The sequence below is a fragment of the Blautia sp. MCC283 genome, from assembly GCF_018785565.1.
Lineage (GTDB): Bacteria > Bacillota > Clostridia > Lachnospirales > Lachnospiraceae > Blautia_A.
This window is the reverse complement of the sequence record NZ_WQQB01000021.1, coordinates 18,332-34,268: the sequence shown is the minus strand read 5'-3', so window position 1 is coordinate 34,268 and position 15,937 is coordinate 18,332. Positions and strand designations below refer to the sequence as shown.

Here is a 15,937-nt window from a genome sequence, read left to right as displayed (position 1 = left end):
ATTTAGAAGAGCTTTTAGAAGCTTAAAAAGTAGAAAAAAATAGAATTTGCAGTTGCTAACCATTCATGCGTTTGTCGTGGATCATTGGGTGATTTCAGTTGTACTCCCGTGAAGGTAGTGCTAAAATGAGAGCAACAGGACAATGACAGACAAAGGAGCAGGATACATGCAGCAGGCTTTACTGGATCAGCTGAGAAAAATAACCGAAGAAGAACGTAAGATCCTGGACGGAGAAGCAGAGGTAGACAAAGATCTCTACACTTCCGGCCGGGATTTCACTGTGGACAGCCGTAAGATGCTGAAAGAAGGCAGGCTGATCGCTGTGCGTACACACACACGTTTTGTGTATTTTCCGGCACACCGGCATAATTTTGTAGAGGTGTTGTATGTGTGTGAGGGATCACTCACCAATATCATCGATGGAAAAAAAGTCGTGGTGAATAAAGGCGAGCTGCTTTTTCTCAACCAGTTTACAAAGCATGAGATCCTGAAAGCGGGACAGAATGATATTGCCATCAATTTCATGGTGCTGCCGGAGTTTTTTGATGTAGCTTATTCCATGACTGGCAATGACAATATGCTGGCGGATTTTCTGGTAAATGTTCTGCGTCAGGATGAGGAACGTGGCGAATATCTTCACTTTAAGGTTGCAGAGGTCCTGCAGATCCAGAATCTTCTGGAAAATATCATCTATTCTCTGGTAAACGGCGAAGAAAACCGGGAACGGATCAACCAGACCACAATGGGCCTGATTTTTATGTATCTGGTGGAATCCGTACAGTATGTGGAGATGCGCCTTCCCAATCAGTACGAAAATATGATCTCTATGACAACCCTGGATTATATTGAGCAGAAGTACCGGACAGCTACTCTGACAGAGCTGTGCACCAGGCTTCATCTGCCCATGCATGTACTAAGCAAGATGATCAAGAAAAGCACAGGATTTAACTTCAAGGAACTTCTTCAGAGAAAACGCCTGAACAAGGCCGTGGAGCTGATGTGTGAGACGGATCTTCCGATCAGTGATATTATTGCTGCTGTGGGATATGAGAATAACAGTTATTTTCACAGAGTATTTAAGGAACATTACCATATGACACCCAGGGTATTCCGTGTGAAGAACAGTGAAAAAGAACAGGTGAGGTTGTAGATTCCATATTATAAAAAATGCCATACCATAACCAGTGTGTTGAACAGAGCTGGAATATGGTGTGGCATTTTGTGTTCGCGGGCGATGCGCAGGCAGGATCAGATATCGTGAAACTGTCCGATCTTATCTTTGATCCGCTGCATTTCATTATCCATATCAATGACAGCGCGGGCGCAGTTTAGAAGCTCAGTGCTGACTTCCTCGTAACCATCCATTTCTTCGATATTCTGCTTATATCTGAGCTGATGTTCCAGGGTAGCCCAGAAATCCATACCATTGGTACGAATCTGGATTTCCGCACGCATGGGTGTTTTTCCCTTGGAGAAGAACACAGGAATTTCCACGATTATGTGGTAGCTGCGGTAACCGTTTGGTTTGGGATTTTTGATATAGTCTTTTACTTTGATGATGGTGATGTCGTCCTGTTTGGCAATGAGATCCGCAATGGTGTAGATATCATCAATAAAAGCACAGACAACACGGATACCGGCTACGTCATTGAGCTGGTTCTGGATATTCTCGGCAGTGAAGTCGTAACCCAGTTTTTTCAGTTTCTTGTAGATACTTTCCGGTTTTTTGATTCTGGTCTTGATAAAAGAGATTGGGTTACGTTTATATTCTACGGAAAATTCATCATTGAGAACTTCCAGTTTGGTACGTACCTCACGGACAGTACAGCGGTACATCATCATCAGATCATTAAATCTTGCGGAATTTTTGATAAAAACCTGTGGATCTGGGGTATCCAGCCAGGTGTTTGCATTTTTTTCAGCCATGGTATTTTGTGGTAAAACTCCCTTCGTAAGTAGGTTTTGTGATAATCACACTGTCACAATTATAGAATAAAATGACGATTTTTTCAACTTTTGTATTGACATATTAAAAATCCTGTGCTATTTTATATGAAAAGTTTAATCGAGTAAACCACTAAACCGTTGAAGCGGAGATAAAGGTATTCATGCGCGCACAGAGAGTCCGGGAGGGTGAGAGCCGGGCCGAGAAGCAGTTTACTAAATGGACCGCGGAGGGCACAGGGAAAGGTGTTATGGATACCGAGTATTCTGTGACGTGAAGGCATACGTCAGTTGCCGGGAATATGCAGGTATTCCGCTAAGTGCACGGGTCGAACCGTGAATCAGGGTGGCACCGCGGGTGATTTTGAATTTGACGCTCGTCCCTGGCAGAACCAGATTCTGCCGGAGACGGGCGTTTTTTGAATTCCAATTTCGAAGAAATTGGAATCCATGAACAAGTAGCGAATGCGGATTGCGAATGTCCAGTACCGTACCGTCTCCTCCGGCAAAAGAATGAAAAGAACTCAGGAGGGCCTGTATATGTATCCAACATTAGAAAAAATCAAGAATATTGCACAGTCAGGCGAATACCGGCGCATCCCCGTATGCAGGGAGTTGTATTCCGACCGTTATACACCTGTAGAAGTCATGAGAACCTTACGCACAGCCAGCAGACACTGCTATCTTCTGGAAAGTGCCAGCCAGACAGAGGTATGGGGCCGCTATTCCTTCCTGGGATATGAGCCATCCATGGAGATCACCTGTACAGACGGAACTCTTCAGATCCGGAAGATCCACGAGGACGGAAGCGAAGAAAAAACCGTACAGCAGGTGAAACATCCGGGAGATGCTATCCGCCAGATCCTGAAAGAATACAAAAGCCCGGTGCTGGAAAATATGCCTACATTTACCGGTGGCCTGGTAGGATATTTTTCCTACGATTATATCAAATACAGTGAGCCAAAACTGGAGCTTACCGACAAGACAGTACAGGATTTCCGCGATATGGATCTGATGCTTTTTGACCAGGTAATTGCCTTTGATCATTACAGACAGAAGGTACTGCTGATCACCGGTGTGATGACTGATGACCTGGAAAACTCCTACAGGAAAGCCGAAGAGAAGTTAAAAGAGATGGCAGATCTGATCCGAAACGGAAAACAAAAGGAATTCCCGTCGCTGAAACTGAAATCCTCCATTGAACCACAGTTCCCCAAAGAAAAATACTGTGAGATGGTAGAAACCGCCAAACATTACATTCACGAAGGAGATATCTTCCAGGTGGTTCTTTCCAATCCCATGAGGGCAAAAGCGGAAGGAAGCCTGTTTGATACCTACCGGGTCCTTCGTGCTACGAATCCTTCTCCGTATATGTTTTATTTTTCCAGCGATGATATTGAGATCGCTGGAGCTTCGCCGGAAACTCTGGCCAAGCTTACCGGAACGGAATTAAGCACCTTCCCGTTGGCAGGAACCAGACCGAGAGGCAAGACAAAAGAAGAAGATCTGGAGCTGGAAAGAGGACTTCTCGCCGATGAAAAAGAACGTGCCGAGCACAACATGCTTGTGGATCTTGGACGAAACGATATCGGAAAGATCAGTAAGATCGGTACTGTAAAAGTAGAAAAATATATGTGCATCGAGCGTTTTTCCCATGTGATGCATATCGGTTCCACAGTTACCGGCCAGATCCGGGATGACAAGGATGCAGTGGATGCAGTAGATGCCATCCTTCCGGCAGGAACTCTTTCCGGAGCACCGAAGTTCCGTGCCTGCCAGATCATCCAGGAGCTGGAACAGAGCAAACGTGGTATTTACGGCGGTGCCATCGGATATCTGGATTTCGCCGGAAACCTGGACACCTGCATTGCCATCCGCCTGGTTTATAAAAAGAACGGCGAGATCTGCATCCGGTCCGGAGCCGGGATCGTGGCAGACAGTGTTCCGGAAAATGAATTCCAGGAATGCTGCAACAAAGCAAGGGCCGTTGTACAGGCAATCGAAACAGCACAGGAGGGACTGGAATGATAGTACTGATCGATAATTATGATAGCTTTTCCTATAATGTTTACCAGCTGATCGGTTCTGTGGAGCCGGATATCAGGGTCGTACGAAATGACGAAGTTACCATACAGGAGCTGGAGGATATGAAACCGGAAGCCCTGATCCTTTCTCCGGGCCCGGGGCGTCCGGAAGATGCGGGAATCTGCATTGAATCCATAAAATATTTCAAAGACAGGCTGCCGATCCTGGGTATCTGCCTTGGGCATCAGTCCATCTGTGAAGCATTTGGAGGTACCGTCTCCTATGCAAAAGAGCTGATGCACGGCAAGCAGAAGGAAATCCATAAAGTTGGTGAGAGTCAGATATTTGAGGGATTGCCGGATACTTTCCTGGCAGCCAGATATCATTCACTGGCAGCGCTCCGGGATACGTTACCCGAAGAACTGGTCGTTACCGCAGAATCTGAGGACGGAGAGGTGATGGCACTGGAACATAAAAAATATCCGATCTTCGGATTACAGTTCCATCCGGAATCGGTTATGACACCAGATGGAAAAACGATGATCGAAAACTTTATGAAAGTTGTAAGGGAAAAGTAAAATTGAACAGAAACTGTCCCGGATAACGGACAGTACGGAAGTTGTAAGACAGAGAATGGTAATCCATAAAAGATAGGATCGTTACAGAACAGGAGGGAACAAGAATGATCAGAGAAGCAATCATCAAACTTTCAAAAAAAGAAGATCTTACATATGACGAAGCAGAATCCGTAATGAATGAGATCATGGATGGAGCGGCAACACCGGTACAGATGGCATCCTACCTGACCGCACTTTCCATGAAAGGCGAAACCATTGATGAGATCACAGCATCTGCAGCAGGTATGCGTGCACACTGCATCAAACTTCTTCACGATATGGATGTCCTGGAGATTGTAGGAACCGGCGGTGACGGAGCAAACTCCTTCAACATTTCCACAACTTCTTCTCTTGTGATCGCGGCAGGAGGCGTTCCGGTTGCAAAACACGGAAACCGTGCAGCATCCTCCAAGAGTGGAGCCGCAGATGTTCTGGAAGCTCTTGGCGTAAAGATTACCATTCCGCCAGAAAAAAGTGCCGAAATCCTGAAAAAGATCAACATTTGTTTCCTGTTCGCACAGAATTATCACATTGCCATGAAATATGTGGCACCGATCCGAAAAGAGCTGGGAATCCGTACAGTATTTAATATCCTCGGACCATTAAGCAACCCGGCAGGTGCAAACATGGAGCTGATGGGAGTCTTCGATCAGTCACTGGTAGAGCCTCTGGCGCAGGTTATGATGAAACTTGGCGTGAACCGTGGAATGGTTGTTTTCGGACAGGACAAGCTGGATGAGATCTCCATGAGTGCACCGACTTCTGTATGCGAGATCAAGGATGGATGGTTCCAGTCCTACGAGATCACACCGGAGCAGTTCGGTTACACTCGCTGCAGCAAAGAGGAACTTGCAGGTGGCACACCGGCAGAAAATGCAGAGATCACAAAAGCCATTGTAAACGGAACCGAAAAAGGCCCGAAGCGTCAGGCTGTATGCATGAACGCAGGTGCCGCACTTTATATCGCAGGAAAAGCAGAGAGCCTGGAAGCTGGCGTGAAGATGGCAGAAAATCTGATCGACAGCGGAGCCGCCGCAGCGAAGCTTGAGGAATTTATCAGATTAAGCAATGAAATTTGAGGATAATGGCGGGAGGAGAGGAATCGGCAACCCCATTAATTGAAATATTAAGTTGTCAGACTCCTTGAAATTGCCGAATGAGAGTTGAAATATCGAGGAGACAAACAAAGAATGAGTGAAAAAAACATTCTGGAAGAAATCGCAGAAAAGACAAGAGAACGTATCCAGAAGGAAAAACTTCAGCTTCCTCTGGAACAGCTGAAAGCTCTGGCAGAAAAAGCACCACAGCAGCCTTCCTTTCTGGAATCCCTGAAAAAACCGGGCATGTCCTACATCTGTGAAGTAAAAAAAGCATCCCCCTCCAAGGGGCTGATCGCACCGGATTTTCCATATGTGGAAATTGCGAAAGAATACGAGGCAGCAGGTGCATCCGCAATCTCCTGCCTTACAGAGCCTTTTTATTTCATGGGAAGTGATACTTATCTTCGTGAGATCACGGAAACGGTGGCTATCCCGGTCCTCCGGAAAGACTTTACGGTGGATAAGTACATGATCTATCAGGCAAAAGCATTTGGCGCATCGGCAGTGCTTCTGATCTGCACCATTCTGGATGATCAGGAACTCCTGGAATACAGAGAGCTGGCAGAATCTCTGGGAATGGATGCACTGGTGGAAGCCCACGATGAGGAAGAAGTGGCAAGAGCACTGAAAGCAGGAGCGAAGATCGTCGGTGTAAATAACCGTGATCTGAAAACCTTCAAAGTTGATATGAATAACAGCATCCGTCTTCGAAACCTGGCACCGTACAATGTGGTATTTGTTTCCGAGAGTGGCATCAAAAATGCCGGAGACATTGCCATCCTGGAAAGAAACCGGGTAGGCGCCGTTCTGATCGGTGAAACCCTGATGAGAAGCCCGGACAAAAAAGCGGCGTTGGAAGAGTTAAATGGCGGAGCACTGAGATGAAAACAGAACAGAACAACACCATACGACAGGAAAGAGGCTGTGCGGATCGGAAACAGCAGGAGAAGCCGGTCAGAACCAGGATCAAGATCTGCGGCCTTACCCGCCTGGAGGACATTCAGGCAGTTAATGAAGCAAAACCAGACTTCTGTGGATTCATTGTAGAATTTCCAAAAAGCAGAAGAAACGTCACAGGAGCTCAGTTACGAACTCTCCGGGAAAAGCTGGATGAGAGTATTTTGCCGGTAGGCGTATTCGTCAATGCACCGGTGGAACTTCCCGCACAGCTTTTAAACGAAGGAACCATTTCCCTGGCACAGCTTCACGGACAGGAAAACGAAGATTATATCAGACAGCTTAAGATTATGACAGACCAGCTTCTGATAAAAGCTTTTTCCATAAAAACAGAAGAAGATGTAAAGCGGGCGATCCGTTCGGAAGCAGATTACATTCTTCTGGATCAGGGAGCCGGGGGCACCGGTGAGACCTTTGACTGGAGCCTGGTACCGTCCATAAAACGTCCCTGGTTTCTGGCCGGAGGCCTTGGGTGTGATAATTTGGAAACAGCCATAAAAATGCTTCATCCCTGGGCTGTGGACTTAAGCAGCAGTGTAGAAACCGATGGGCACAAAGACCCGGATAAAATAGTGAAAGCGGTACAGACCGTGAGGAACATAAAGGAGGATTTTTAACATGTCAAAAGGAAGATTCGGCATCCATGGCGGACAGTACATCCCGGAAACACTGATGAACGCCGTTCTGGAGCTTGAGGAAGCATACAACCATTACAAAAACGACCCGGAATTCAACCGCGAGCTCACAGAGCTTCTCAATGAATACGCAGGAAGACCTTCCCGTCTTTACTATGCGGCACACATGACCGAAGATCTGGGCGGAGCCAAAATCTATCTGAAACGTGAGGATCTGAACCACACAGGTGCACACAAGATCAATAATGTATTAGGTCAGGTGCTTCTGGCAAAAAAAATGGGAAAGACCCGTGTCATTGCAGAGACCGGTGCAGGTCAGCACGGCGTGGCAACTGCAACCGCAGCAGCGCTGATGGGCATGGAATGTGAAGTCTTCATGGGAAAAGAGGATACCGAGCGTCAGGCCCTGAATGTATACAAAATGCGTCTCCTCGGAGCGAAAGTCCATGCAGTCACAAGCGGAACCGCAACTTTAAAAGATGCCGTTTCCGAGACTATGCGTGAGTGGACAAACCGTATCGCAGACACCCACTATGTACTGGGATCTGTTATGGGACCCCACCCGTTCCCGACTATTGTCCGTGATTTCCAGGCAGTTATTTCCAAGGAGATCAAAGAGCAGATGCTGGAAAAAGAGGGCAGACTTCCGGATGTTGTCCTGGCCTGCGTAGGCGGCGGCTCCAATGCCATCGGAACTTTTTATAATTTTATTGATGACAAAGATGTCCGTCTGATCGGATGTGAGGCAGCAGGCCGCGGTGTGAATACTGCAGAGACTGCAGCAACCATCGCAACCGGCCGTCTGGGAATCTTCCATGGTATGAAATCCTATTTCTGCCAGGATGAGTACGGACAGATCGCACCGGTATACTCCATCTCCGCAGGTCTGGATTACCCGGGCGTAGGACCGGAGCATGCACACCTTTATGACATCGGAAGAGCAGAATATGTGCCGGTAACCGATGATGAGGCAGTAGATGCATTTGAGTATCTTTCCAGAACAGAAGGAATTATTCCGGCAATTGAAAGTGCTCATGCAGTAGCCTATGCGAAAAAGATCGCACCAACACTTGGAAAAGACAAGATCATGGTAGTTACCATTTCAGGACGTGGAGATAAAGACTGTGCGGCAATCGCCCGCTACAGAGGGGAGGATATTCATGAATAAGAGAATTACAGAAGCTTTTGCAAACGGAAAGGCATTTATTCCTTTTGTAACCTGCGGAGATCCGTCACTGGAGGTTACCGAGCAGCTGGTATATGCAATGGAAGAAGCAGGCGCAGACCTGATCGAGCTTGGAATTCCGTTTTCAGACCCTACCGCAGAGGGACCGGTGATCCAGGAAGCCAATGTCCGGGCACTGTCCGGCGGAGTCACTACAGATAAAATTTTTGCAATGGTAGAAAAAATCCGTAAAAATACAAAAATTCCCATGGTGTTTATGACCTATGCCAACGTAGTATTTTCTTATGGAACGGAACGCTTTATCAAAAAAGCAGCAGAGATTGGAATGGACGGGCTGATCCTTCCTGATGTTCCGTTCGAAGAAAAAGAAGAGTTCGACGCTGTTTGCAAACAGTACGGCCTGGATCTGATCTCCCTGATCGCGCCGACCTCCCATGAACGAATTGCCATGATCGCCAAAGAGGCAGAAGGTTTTGTGTACTGCGTATCTTCGCTTGGAGTTACAGGAATGCGAACCAGTATCACCACAGACATCGGTGCCATGGTAAAACTGGTAAAAGCCCAGAAGGATATCCCCTGTGCCGTAGGTTTCGGAATCTCTACCCCGGAGCAGGCAAAAAAGATGGCAGACCAGTCCGACGGAGCTATTGTGGGATCCGCCATCGTGAAGCTCTGTGAAGCATACGGGGAAGCGTGCGTGCCGAAAGTTAAGGCATATGTGAAAGAGATGAAAGACGCGATCAGGTAAAAAGAAAAGGTAAAGCTCAGAATTATAGGAAAAAGGAGACCACGCATTTCTTGCCGGAGCAGTTTGGATGCTCCGGCTTTTTGTGCTGTGATAATTATAAAGTTTCTAACTGATCGATCATAGAAGTTATGATCTTGACTGCTTCTGCAGGGGAATAATAAGAATCCGGATCCATGTTTGTCAGGAAATTTTGAAAAATTTCCAGAATAAAGGGTTCCGTAATAGCAAAACACATGTGATCTCCGGAATTGGTCTGATAAGTAAGGGAACAGGTATTTCCACAGAGTGCCATGCGGAGATTTTCGGAAAGATGATTCAGCGGTTTTTTCAGGAGCCGATAAGATCCCTCGTGGCAGCATCTGGAAATCTCACGAAGGATCTGGAATCGCTGTCGGATATTCAGTGAATGGTAGAATGTGGACGGAATTTCTTCAAACAGTCCGTCCCGCAGAAAACGGTTCATTCCGTATTCCGTAAAATAGATGATAAATTTTCCGTCATTGACCCTCCGCATGTTATCTGTACATAAAGCATCCGCCATGGAAAGAATGTAATCGGCTCCGGGAAGATCATAATTAAAAATTTCTTCCAGCAGATTTTTGCGTAAAAAAGGAAGGATACACGCTTCCGGCTGAATGATAATGACCTGATCGGCGGAAGCTCTTGTCTGGGCAACAAACTGGAAAAGCGAAGGCAGATCATCGGCAATGATCGGAAAGGTCTGAAATGCAGGCTGGCACAGATCCTGATGGGAATGAAACAAATTCCATAAAGCCTGCAGAATATCCGGGTCCTGATATAAAATTCCCATCTGATAATCAGAAGAGCAGGTGATGGCATATTCCGAAGTCAGGATCATATAAGGCAGAGCAGAAAGCTGTTTAAAATGAGAAGCTTCGTCGGTATAAAAGCAATGGATCCGGTAATCCAGCTTATTCATATAGACAGGAAACAGATTCCGCAGGTAATAAAGCTCATAAAGTTCGTGAGCTTCCGTAAACTGGGCAGTACGGTTCAGACTGAAAATATGATCGATCTGCAGTGTTCCGGAAGGATGGATGGTTGAAAGCAGATGCAATAAAAAAGGATAGTCAGGCTGCAGAAAAAGAGCTATTTTGCCATCATGCCTGGATGCTTCGTCCATTAAAATGTGGTGTACAGCGGAATCCAGTGCCTGTCTGGAATTTAATAGAAGACAATTTTGTGTGTCGGAAAGAGAAATAGTCAAATTTTCGTGTGTGTGGGGGGTAATATTATGCAGCGATGAAGAGGATCTATTTGGAAAGTCAGACAAAAAATGTTCAATGCTCTTACGGATATAATAATCGTTTTCTCCTATGCGAGCCATTTTCCATGCTTCTTTAAACTGATAGGTTTCCTGAGGCGTCAGTTTTATAAAATGAGCAATCTGCTCGACCAGTTCAGCTGACATGGGTTCCCGTTTACCATTGATAAATTTATAAATGGTAGAACGTTCCAGCTCACAGTATTTTGCAAGGGCCATTACTTTAACTTTTTTCTCATGGATATAATTTTGAAGTAAATCAGAAAATACAGACATATGTAAAAATCCTTTCGAAATTTCTATTGATATTCTATAGTATACCATATTTGCCAAGATAAAATCATCAGAAAACCACAAAAAATGCTAAATTCCAACAAAAAATCGGTCTACAAACTGCGCCCCATCTTGTTTAAATAAAGAATATTTTCTAAAATAAAATAAGAATTTCGAATATACAGGAAAATACAAAAAAAGAAGAGAAGGTATTTTAAAGAAAAAAAGTGAGCCAAATGCAAAGGAGGAAATAGCATGAAAAAAACAAAGAGGAAACTGGTAAACTTATGTCTGGCTTTATTTCTGGCACTTTTGGGAGGCGTATTCTTTACAGCCGGTAACACCAAAACCGTACAGGCAGCCAGCCGCATGGTAATGTTAAGAGGAAATACAACATACAGTAGCTATGATTTTACCAGAGATGGAAAGAAGGATCGATTTAAGGCTACAGCTGATTCACAAAGCGGATATATGAAAATTTATCTGAATGGAATTTATAAACAGCGAATCTTCATAGGAAAAGGCGCGGATCTGTACTGGTGCAGTATCAGTAAAAAGGATACCTATCTTCTTGTGATGAACTATTTATATGGCGGACATGAGCTAAAAGCATATATGTATTCCTGCGGAAAGTTTAAATCAACACCTGGAGAAAGTAATTTAAATAAAGTTTTACCGTTTTCAAGATTTAAAAAAGTCAGTGGAAATACATTTTATGTAGAGTCTGAAACAGCTGGTTATTGGAGAAATCCTGCTTCTTTGAAAAATCTGCCGTCCATCACCGTGGAAACAAAGTTTACAGTTAAAAATAATAAGATCACCTGTGCATCATGGAATTCCAAAGTCACCGGAAGCAGAACATTTTATGCGCAGAACTCTTTCAGAACGAGCAAAAGTATGACAAAACTTAGCGTAAAAGATGGCCCATATGTAAGGGCAGGTCAGAAAGTAACGTTAAATTATATAAGACTGAACAGATCCACATTTTTGTACCAGATATCTGTCAATGGCCGGACAGGTTGGTTTGCAGATTCTCAATCCATAAAGTTCAGGTAAAATTGTAAAAAAAGGAGAGGTGTAAAATGACGATTAGATTTGATAATGGATACTATGATTCGGCGAGAAGCATGGCTATAGTAATCGCTATATTTGCAGGATTGATTACTTTTGCGGTTTTGGCCTGGATATTTGCAATATATGTAAAGAGAATGGATAACAAAAAAGCATTGATCGTAAAAAGGGGAAAAGTTATAGAGAAAATGCCCAGCGTCGGAAAAGTGGGCTGGTATATGGTGGAATTTGAAGATGGAGGAAGAGCAAAACTCAGATCTTATAAAGAAAATACAGTACCGATTGCTCCTGGTGATGTGGGAATTTTCCGATACAGAGGAATGACGATTGAAGGATTCCAGAGAGAAGGAATGGGAATGCCGGGATCGCAGCAGCAGTTTACAAATTGGAAATAGATTGCAAAGCGGGAAAGAGCTATGAAAAAAGCAGGATTAGAACAGCCGGGGCATTTTGATGCTCCGGTTTTTTGAAAAATAACAAAAAGAAAGAGGAAAAAGTATGTTTTGTGAAAGATGTGGAACTCAGAATCCGGAAACTGCAAAATACTGCAGGAATTGCGGAGCAGAGTTAAAAAAGAGTAATAACAGAAAACCAACCTTTACAGTGCCGAATCACAGCACTCCGAAAAATATAGGAATGATCGCTGTGATTGCTGCGGTTCTTGTTGTTGTACTTCTTGGAGTTGGTTTATTTGGTGGAAGAAGTTATAAAACGACCATAAAAAAATACGTAAAGGCATCATTTGCAGCAGATACCGAAACAATAGTTAAACTTTTTCCGGATAAAGTAATTAAGTATGCATTGGAAGAAAGCGATTATGATGTTGAAGATTTTCAAGATTTAAAGTATGAGCTTTCTGAACAGCTTCAGGATCAGATGAGTACTCTTGATGATTATATGGGAGAAGGATGGAAATTTTCCTATGAAATTACAAATGATGAAAAAGTAGAAGGCGATGATCTGGATGACATCAAAAAAGGATATGAAGAGGCAAATTTTAAGATATCAGCTGCCAGAAATGTTGAGATAGAGATTTCAATAAAAGGAGATAAAAATGAGGAAACGGTTCCTATGGAGATTGCGCTGATCAAATCCGGAAGGAATTGGTATTTGGATGCGTTGAATTTTGCAGATATTTTCTGATTGATTGAGAGAACAATAAACTGGCGCACAGGAGGGAGAAAGCCATGAAGAAAAAAATGGTTTGTATATTGTTGGCAGGAACTATGATGTTCCTGCCGTGTGAATTGGCAAATAGAGCTGTTTATGCGGAAGAATTGCCGGTGGAAAACACAGTTTCAGAAGAGGAAGGAACGATTGAATTCACCTCATATCTGGAAAATTATAAAGACTTAGTGGAAAAACTGGAAATGGAACCGACAGATTGCTGGCAGTTTGGGGACACGTCGGATTCGTATGTAAAAGATCAGTTTTATCTGGAATGGGAAAAAGATTCCAATATATTCAGTGCAAAAAATGAGGGAGCGTCTTCTGTAAAGCTTTGTGGGACATCATTGGGAGATAATCTGGCAAAGGTGGATGAAGTACTGCAGAAAAATGAATGGTTTAACTATTATAATGATGAGAATATAAATTCGTATATGGCGCTTATCAATGATAAGAAATATGCGCTTAATGTATACAAAGATCAGGCTGGAAATGTAAGTTCCTGGTATCTGAATAATTGGCCAGAGGGAGACAATGTTGGTGATATATTTGAACGGATCAGAGCAGAAAAACAATATGCTTTAGAAGAAGGTACCCAGACAGATCCTATTACCGCTTATCCGGAATATGATGAAATCATAAGGTTGTATCAGAAAGGAGAAAAATTACACTGGTCAACGGAAGAGTTTCGAGAACATGATCTGTGTTATCTGGCAGGATATGAGATGAACGTAGAACAGAAGCAGACGGGATATTATGTTACGGATATTGACGGAGATGGTGTTGACGAGTTGATGGTCGGAGTTCCCTTTGAAGAAGGTATATATGATGGGATGTTTTATGGTCTGTATACAATGATCAATGACCAAAGAGTGCTGGTTGCTACAAGTGGAGAACGTGACAGATACTATTTATGCCAGGATCACACGATTGCGAATGAAGGTTCTAGTGGAGCTGCACTTTCTGTCTATTCATATTATGATTTCCTTTCCGGAAAACTTCAACTAAAAGAATGTGTTTTTACAGATGGAAATGACCATCCGGAAAATCCCTGGTTTTATTCAACATCGAATCCTTACGAAGACTATTCCAATCCGATTTCAGAGGAAGAAGCACGGAATGTCATGAATAAATATGTTTATGAAACGATACCATATACCTTCCTGGATGATTACAATGCGCAGAACGATACCGGAGAAACCACAACCTCATCTTACAGAGAATCCGCAGAAGAGCTGGTAAATAAGACAGAGCAGGAGGCTTCTTTTGCGAAAGACGGAGAGGAAGAGTATGAGATATGGGATAACTGTCTGAACGAGATCTGGTCGTATTTACAGAACGCACTTTCCGCAGAAGAAATGGATACATTAACACAGGAAGAAATGGATTGGATCCAAAACAAGGAGAGTACCATAAGTAGTATGCAAATGCAGTCACAGGAAGAAGCAGCTGTCACGGCGGCTGCGCTTACCAAACAAAGGGTATATGAACTGATTGAGAGGTTGTAATTAAAAAAAAGTAATGCGGTAGACCCCTCTACCGCATTACCAACCGAACCATCTTCTCATAAATCTTTTTATACCGCTGATACCGCATAGGCAGATCGATCCAGGTCTTTTTATCTACGATACTCTTATAGTGGGAGAAGGTTCGGAAACCGTCGATTCCGTGATAAGAGCCCATGCCACTTTCCCCGAAGCCCCCAAAGCCAAGATTGCTGGTGGCCAGGTGGATCAGGACATCATTAATACAGCCACCGCCGAAGCCGCACCGGGAAGTTACTTCCTGGGCGGCTTTTTCATCGCTTGTGAAGATGTAGAGTGCCAGTGGATGCGCCAGGGAATTGATCTTTGATACGGCACTTCCAAGGGAATCGTAGGTGAGAACAGGAAGTACCGGGCCGAAGATTTCCTGCTGCATAACCGGATCTTCAAAGGTCACGTTATCCAGGATCGTTGGCTCGATCTGAAGAGATCCGCGGTCAGCGTTGCCGCCACAGACAGTCTTGGACGGGTCAATCAGTCCGCAGATACGGTCGAAATGTTTTTCATTAATGATCTTTCCGTAATCTTTGTTTTTAAGCGGTTCTTTTCCGTACTGGCGGCTGATCTGTCTGCGCAGCTCTGCCACCAGGGCGTCTTTGATCTCAGGATCACAGTAGATATAATCCGGTGCGACACAGGTCTGTCCGCAGTTCAGGAATTTTCCGAATACGATACGTTTGGCCGCAAGGCGGAGATTCGCGGTTTTGTCTACGATACAGGGGCTTTTTCCGCCAAGCTCCAGTGTGACCGGAGTGAGATATTCCGCTGCTTTTCGCATCACTTCTTTTCCTACAGCCTGACTTCCTGTGAAGAAGATATAATCAAAATGTAAGCCCAGAAGATGGGTATTTTCTGCCCGTCCGCCTGTGACTACAGCTACATATTTTTCCTCGAAACATTCCAGGATCAGCAGGCGGATCACTTCGCTGGTGGCGGGAGAGTAAGCGCTGGGTTTCAAAATTGCTGTATTTCCGGCAGCAATGGCATCTACCAGCGGCTCGATGGTAAGCAGGAACGGATAGTTCCATGGACTCATAATGAGAACGACACCGTAGGGGGATGGTTTGCGGAAACTGCGGGAATGAAACTGTGCCAGAGGAGTGGGAACCGTTTCTTCTTTTGCATAAGCGCGGATATTTTTCAGCATATGAGTGATCTCGGAAAGCACCAGTCCGGTTTCGCACATATAGCTTTCAAAATTGCTTTTTCCCAGATCTTTTTTCAGTGCCGCGTTGATCTGACTTTCGTGTTTTCGGATTGCTGCTTTGAGACGTTTTAAGGCGCTGATACGAAAATCAATGCTAAGGGTTGCACCGGTATAAAAATACTGGCGCTGTTTATTTAAAAGCTGGGTGATCTGTTCTTTTTCCATAGAGAGAATTCCT

The 15,937-nt window shown here is 44.4% G+C and carries 15 protein-coding genes and 1 pseudogene; 13 read left to right on the top strand and 3 right to left on the bottom strand.

All coding sequences use genetic code 11. The features are described from left to right. The first annotated feature begins 166 nt into the window (after positions 1–166). Positions 167–1,150 (top strand): AraC family transcriptional regulator, encoded by a 984-nt coding sequence (locus GPK81_RS07145; RefSeq protein WP_021977409.1) that lies wholly within the window; start codon positions 167–169, stop codon positions 1,148–1,150. Positions 1,151–1,248: 98 nt separating this feature from the next. On the opposite strand, the gene GPK81_RS07140 is transcribed toward GPK81_RS07145, so the two are convergent. Then, the gene (locus tag GPK81_RS07140) at positions 1,249–1,926 is read right to left on the bottom strand and encodes a GTP pyrophosphokinase (RefSeq protein WP_118070950.1); all 678 of its coding nucleotides are present in this window, start codon (positions 1,924–1,926) and stop codon (positions 1,249–1,251) included. A gap of 558 nt (positions 1,927–2,484) precedes the next feature. On the opposite strand from GPK81_RS07140, the gene trpE reads away from it, so the two are divergent. The 7 genes from trpE (at position 2,485) to trpA (ending at position 9,212) form a co-directional block, all read left to right on the top strand. Continuing rightward, positions 2,485–3,972, top strand: coding sequence for an anthranilate synthase component I (trpE, locus tag GPK81_RS07135; protein WP_021977407.1), 1,488 nt, complete (start codon positions 2,485–2,487; stop codon positions 3,970–3,972). Then, a complete protein-coding gene (locus GPK81_RS07130) occupies positions 3,969–4,547 on the top strand; it encodes an anthranilate synthase component II (RefSeq protein ID WP_021977406.1) in 579 nt (192 codons plus the stop codon). The genes trpE and GPK81_RS07130 overlap by 4 nt, the downstream gene beginning before the upstream one ends. A 104-nt stretch (positions 4,548–4,651) precedes the next feature. Next, positions 4,652–5,665 (top strand): anthranilate phosphoribosyltransferase, encoded by a 1,014-nt coding sequence (gene trpD, locus GPK81_RS07125; RefSeq protein WP_021977405.1) that lies wholly within the window; start codon positions 4,652–4,654, stop codon positions 5,663–5,665. 111 nt (positions 5,666–5,776) lie between these two features. After that, complete coding sequence (trpC, locus tag GPK81_RS07120) at positions 5,777–6,571, top strand: indole-3-glycerol phosphate synthase TrpC (RefSeq protein WP_215706772.1); 795 nt, start codon at positions 5,777–5,779, stop codon at positions 6,569–6,571. Next, positions 6,568–7,260: a phosphoribosylanthranilate isomerase gene (locus GPK81_RS07115; protein WP_118061938.1), complete on the top strand. Its 693-nt coding sequence runs from the start codon at positions 6,568–6,570 to the stop codon at positions 7,258–7,260. Before trpC ends, GPK81_RS07115 begins: the two co-directional genes overlap by 4 nt. Position 7,261: 1 nt before the next feature. Then, entirely contained in the window at positions 7,262–8,446 is a 1,185-nt protein-coding gene (trpB, locus tag GPK81_RS07110; protein ID WP_021977402.1) for a tryptophan synthase subunit beta, read from the top strand. Then, a complete protein-coding gene (trpA, locus tag GPK81_RS07105; RefSeq protein WP_021977401.1) occupies positions 8,439–9,212 on the top strand; it encodes a tryptophan synthase subunit alpha in 774 nt (257 codons plus the stop codon). The genes trpB and trpA overlap by 8 nt, the downstream gene beginning before the upstream one ends. Before the next feature lie 94 nt (positions 9,213–9,306). On the opposite strand, the gene GPK81_RS07100 is transcribed toward trpA, so the two are convergent. After that, positions 9,307–10,773: a helix-turn-helix domain-containing protein gene (locus GPK81_RS07100; protein ID WP_215706771.1), complete on the bottom strand. Its 1,467-nt coding sequence runs from the start codon at positions 10,771–10,773 to the stop codon at positions 9,307–9,309. A 252-nt stretch (positions 10,774–11,025) separates the two neighbouring features. On the opposite strand from GPK81_RS07100, the gene GPK81_RS07095 reads away from it, so the two are divergent. From GPK81_RS07095 to GPK81_RS07080, 5 genes and pseudogenes are all read left to right on the top strand, one after another. Beyond that, positions 11,026–11,826: a hypothetical protein gene (locus GPK81_RS07095; protein WP_215706770.1), complete on the top strand. Its 801-nt coding sequence runs from the start codon at positions 11,026–11,028 to the stop codon at positions 11,824–11,826. A gap of 26 nt (positions 11,827–11,852) precedes the next feature. Beyond that, entirely contained in the window at positions 11,853–12,236 is a 384-nt protein-coding gene (locus GPK81_RS07090) for a hypothetical protein (protein ID WP_177969071.1), read from the top strand. Positions 12,237–12,339: 103 nt separating this feature from the next. Continuing rightward, positions 12,340–12,405 (top strand): annotated as a pseudogene (locus GPK81_RS18685) (zinc-ribbon domain-containing protein); the annotation flags it as partial. A gap of 72 nt (positions 12,406–12,477) precedes the next feature. Further along, the gene (locus GPK81_RS07085; protein ID WP_252196623.1) at positions 12,478–12,984 is read left to right on the top strand and encodes a hypothetical protein; all 507 of its coding nucleotides are present in this window, start codon (positions 12,478–12,480) and stop codon (positions 12,982–12,984) included. A 44-nt stretch (positions 12,985–13,028) separates the two neighbouring features. Continuing rightward, positions 13,029–14,516, top strand: coding sequence for an FG-GAP repeat protein (locus tag GPK81_RS07080; protein WP_177969069.1), 1,488 nt, complete (start codon positions 13,029–13,031; stop codon positions 14,514–14,516). 28 nt (positions 14,517–14,544) lie between these two features. Here the strand turns inward: GPK81_RS07080 and GPK81_RS07075 are convergent, their stop codons facing one another. Then, on the bottom strand, positions 14,545–15,924 hold the full coding sequence (locus GPK81_RS07075) for an aldehyde dehydrogenase (RefSeq protein WP_177969068.1): 1,380 nt from the start codon (positions 15,922–15,924) through the stop codon (positions 14,545–14,547). Positions 15,925–15,937: the final 13 nt, after the last annotated feature.

Excerpts from the sequence above, each read along its gene's own strand:
- GPK81_RS07115 (WP_118061938.1), top strand. The coding sequence starts at position 6,568 with ATGAAAACAGAACAGAACAACACCATACGACAGGAAAGAGGCTGTGCG.
- GPK81_RS07085 (WP_252196623.1), top strand. The coding sequence starts at position 12,478 with ATGATCGCTGTGATTGCTGCGGTTCTTGTTGTTGTACTTCTTGGAGTT.
- GPK81_RS07095 (WP_215706770.1), top strand. The coding sequence starts at position 11,026 with ATGAAAAAAACAAAGAGGAAACTGGTAAACTTATGTCTGGCTTTATTT.
- trpC (WP_215706772.1), top strand. The coding sequence starts at position 5,777 with ATGAGTGAAAAAAACATTCTGGAAGAAATCGCAGAAAAGACAAGAGAA.
- GPK81_RS07090 (WP_177969071.1), top strand. The coding sequence starts at position 11,853 with ATGACGATTAGATTTGATAATGGATACTATGATTCGGCGAGAAGCATG.
- GPK81_RS07080 (WP_177969069.1), top strand. The coding sequence starts at position 13,029 with ATGAAGAAAAAAATGGTTTGTATATTGTTGGCAGGAACTATGATGTTC.
- trpB (WP_021977402.1), top strand. The coding sequence starts at position 7,262 with ATGTCAAAAGGAAGATTCGGCATCCATGGCGGACAGTACATCCCGGAA.
- GPK81_RS07140 (WP_118070950.1), bottom strand. The coding sequence starts at position 1,926 with ATGGCTGAAAAAAATGCAAACACCTGGCTGGATACCCCAGATCCACAG.
- GPK81_RS07130 (WP_021977406.1), top strand. The coding sequence starts at position 3,969 with ATGATAGTACTGATCGATAATTATGATAGCTTTTCCTATAATGTTTAC.
- GPK81_RS07100 (WP_215706771.1), bottom strand. The coding sequence starts at position 10,773 with ATGTCTGTATTTTCTGATTTACTTCAAAATTATATCCATGAGAAAAAA.
- trpE (WP_021977407.1), top strand. The coding sequence starts at position 2,485 with ATGTATCCAACATTAGAAAAAATCAAGAATATTGCACAGTCAGGCGAA.
- GPK81_RS07075 (WP_177969068.1), bottom strand. The coding sequence starts at position 15,924 with ATGGAAAAAGAACAGATCACCCAGCTTTTAAATAAACAGCGCCAGTAT.
- trpA (WP_021977401.1), top strand. The coding sequence starts at position 8,439 with ATGAATAAGAGAATTACAGAAGCTTTTGCAAACGGAAAGGCATTTATT.
- GPK81_RS07145 (WP_021977409.1), top strand. The coding sequence starts at position 167 with ATGCAGCAGGCTTTACTGGATCAGCTGAGAAAAATAACCGAAGAAGAA.
- trpD (WP_021977405.1), top strand. The coding sequence starts at position 4,652 with ATGATCAGAGAAGCAATCATCAAACTTTCAAAAAAAGAAGATCTTACA.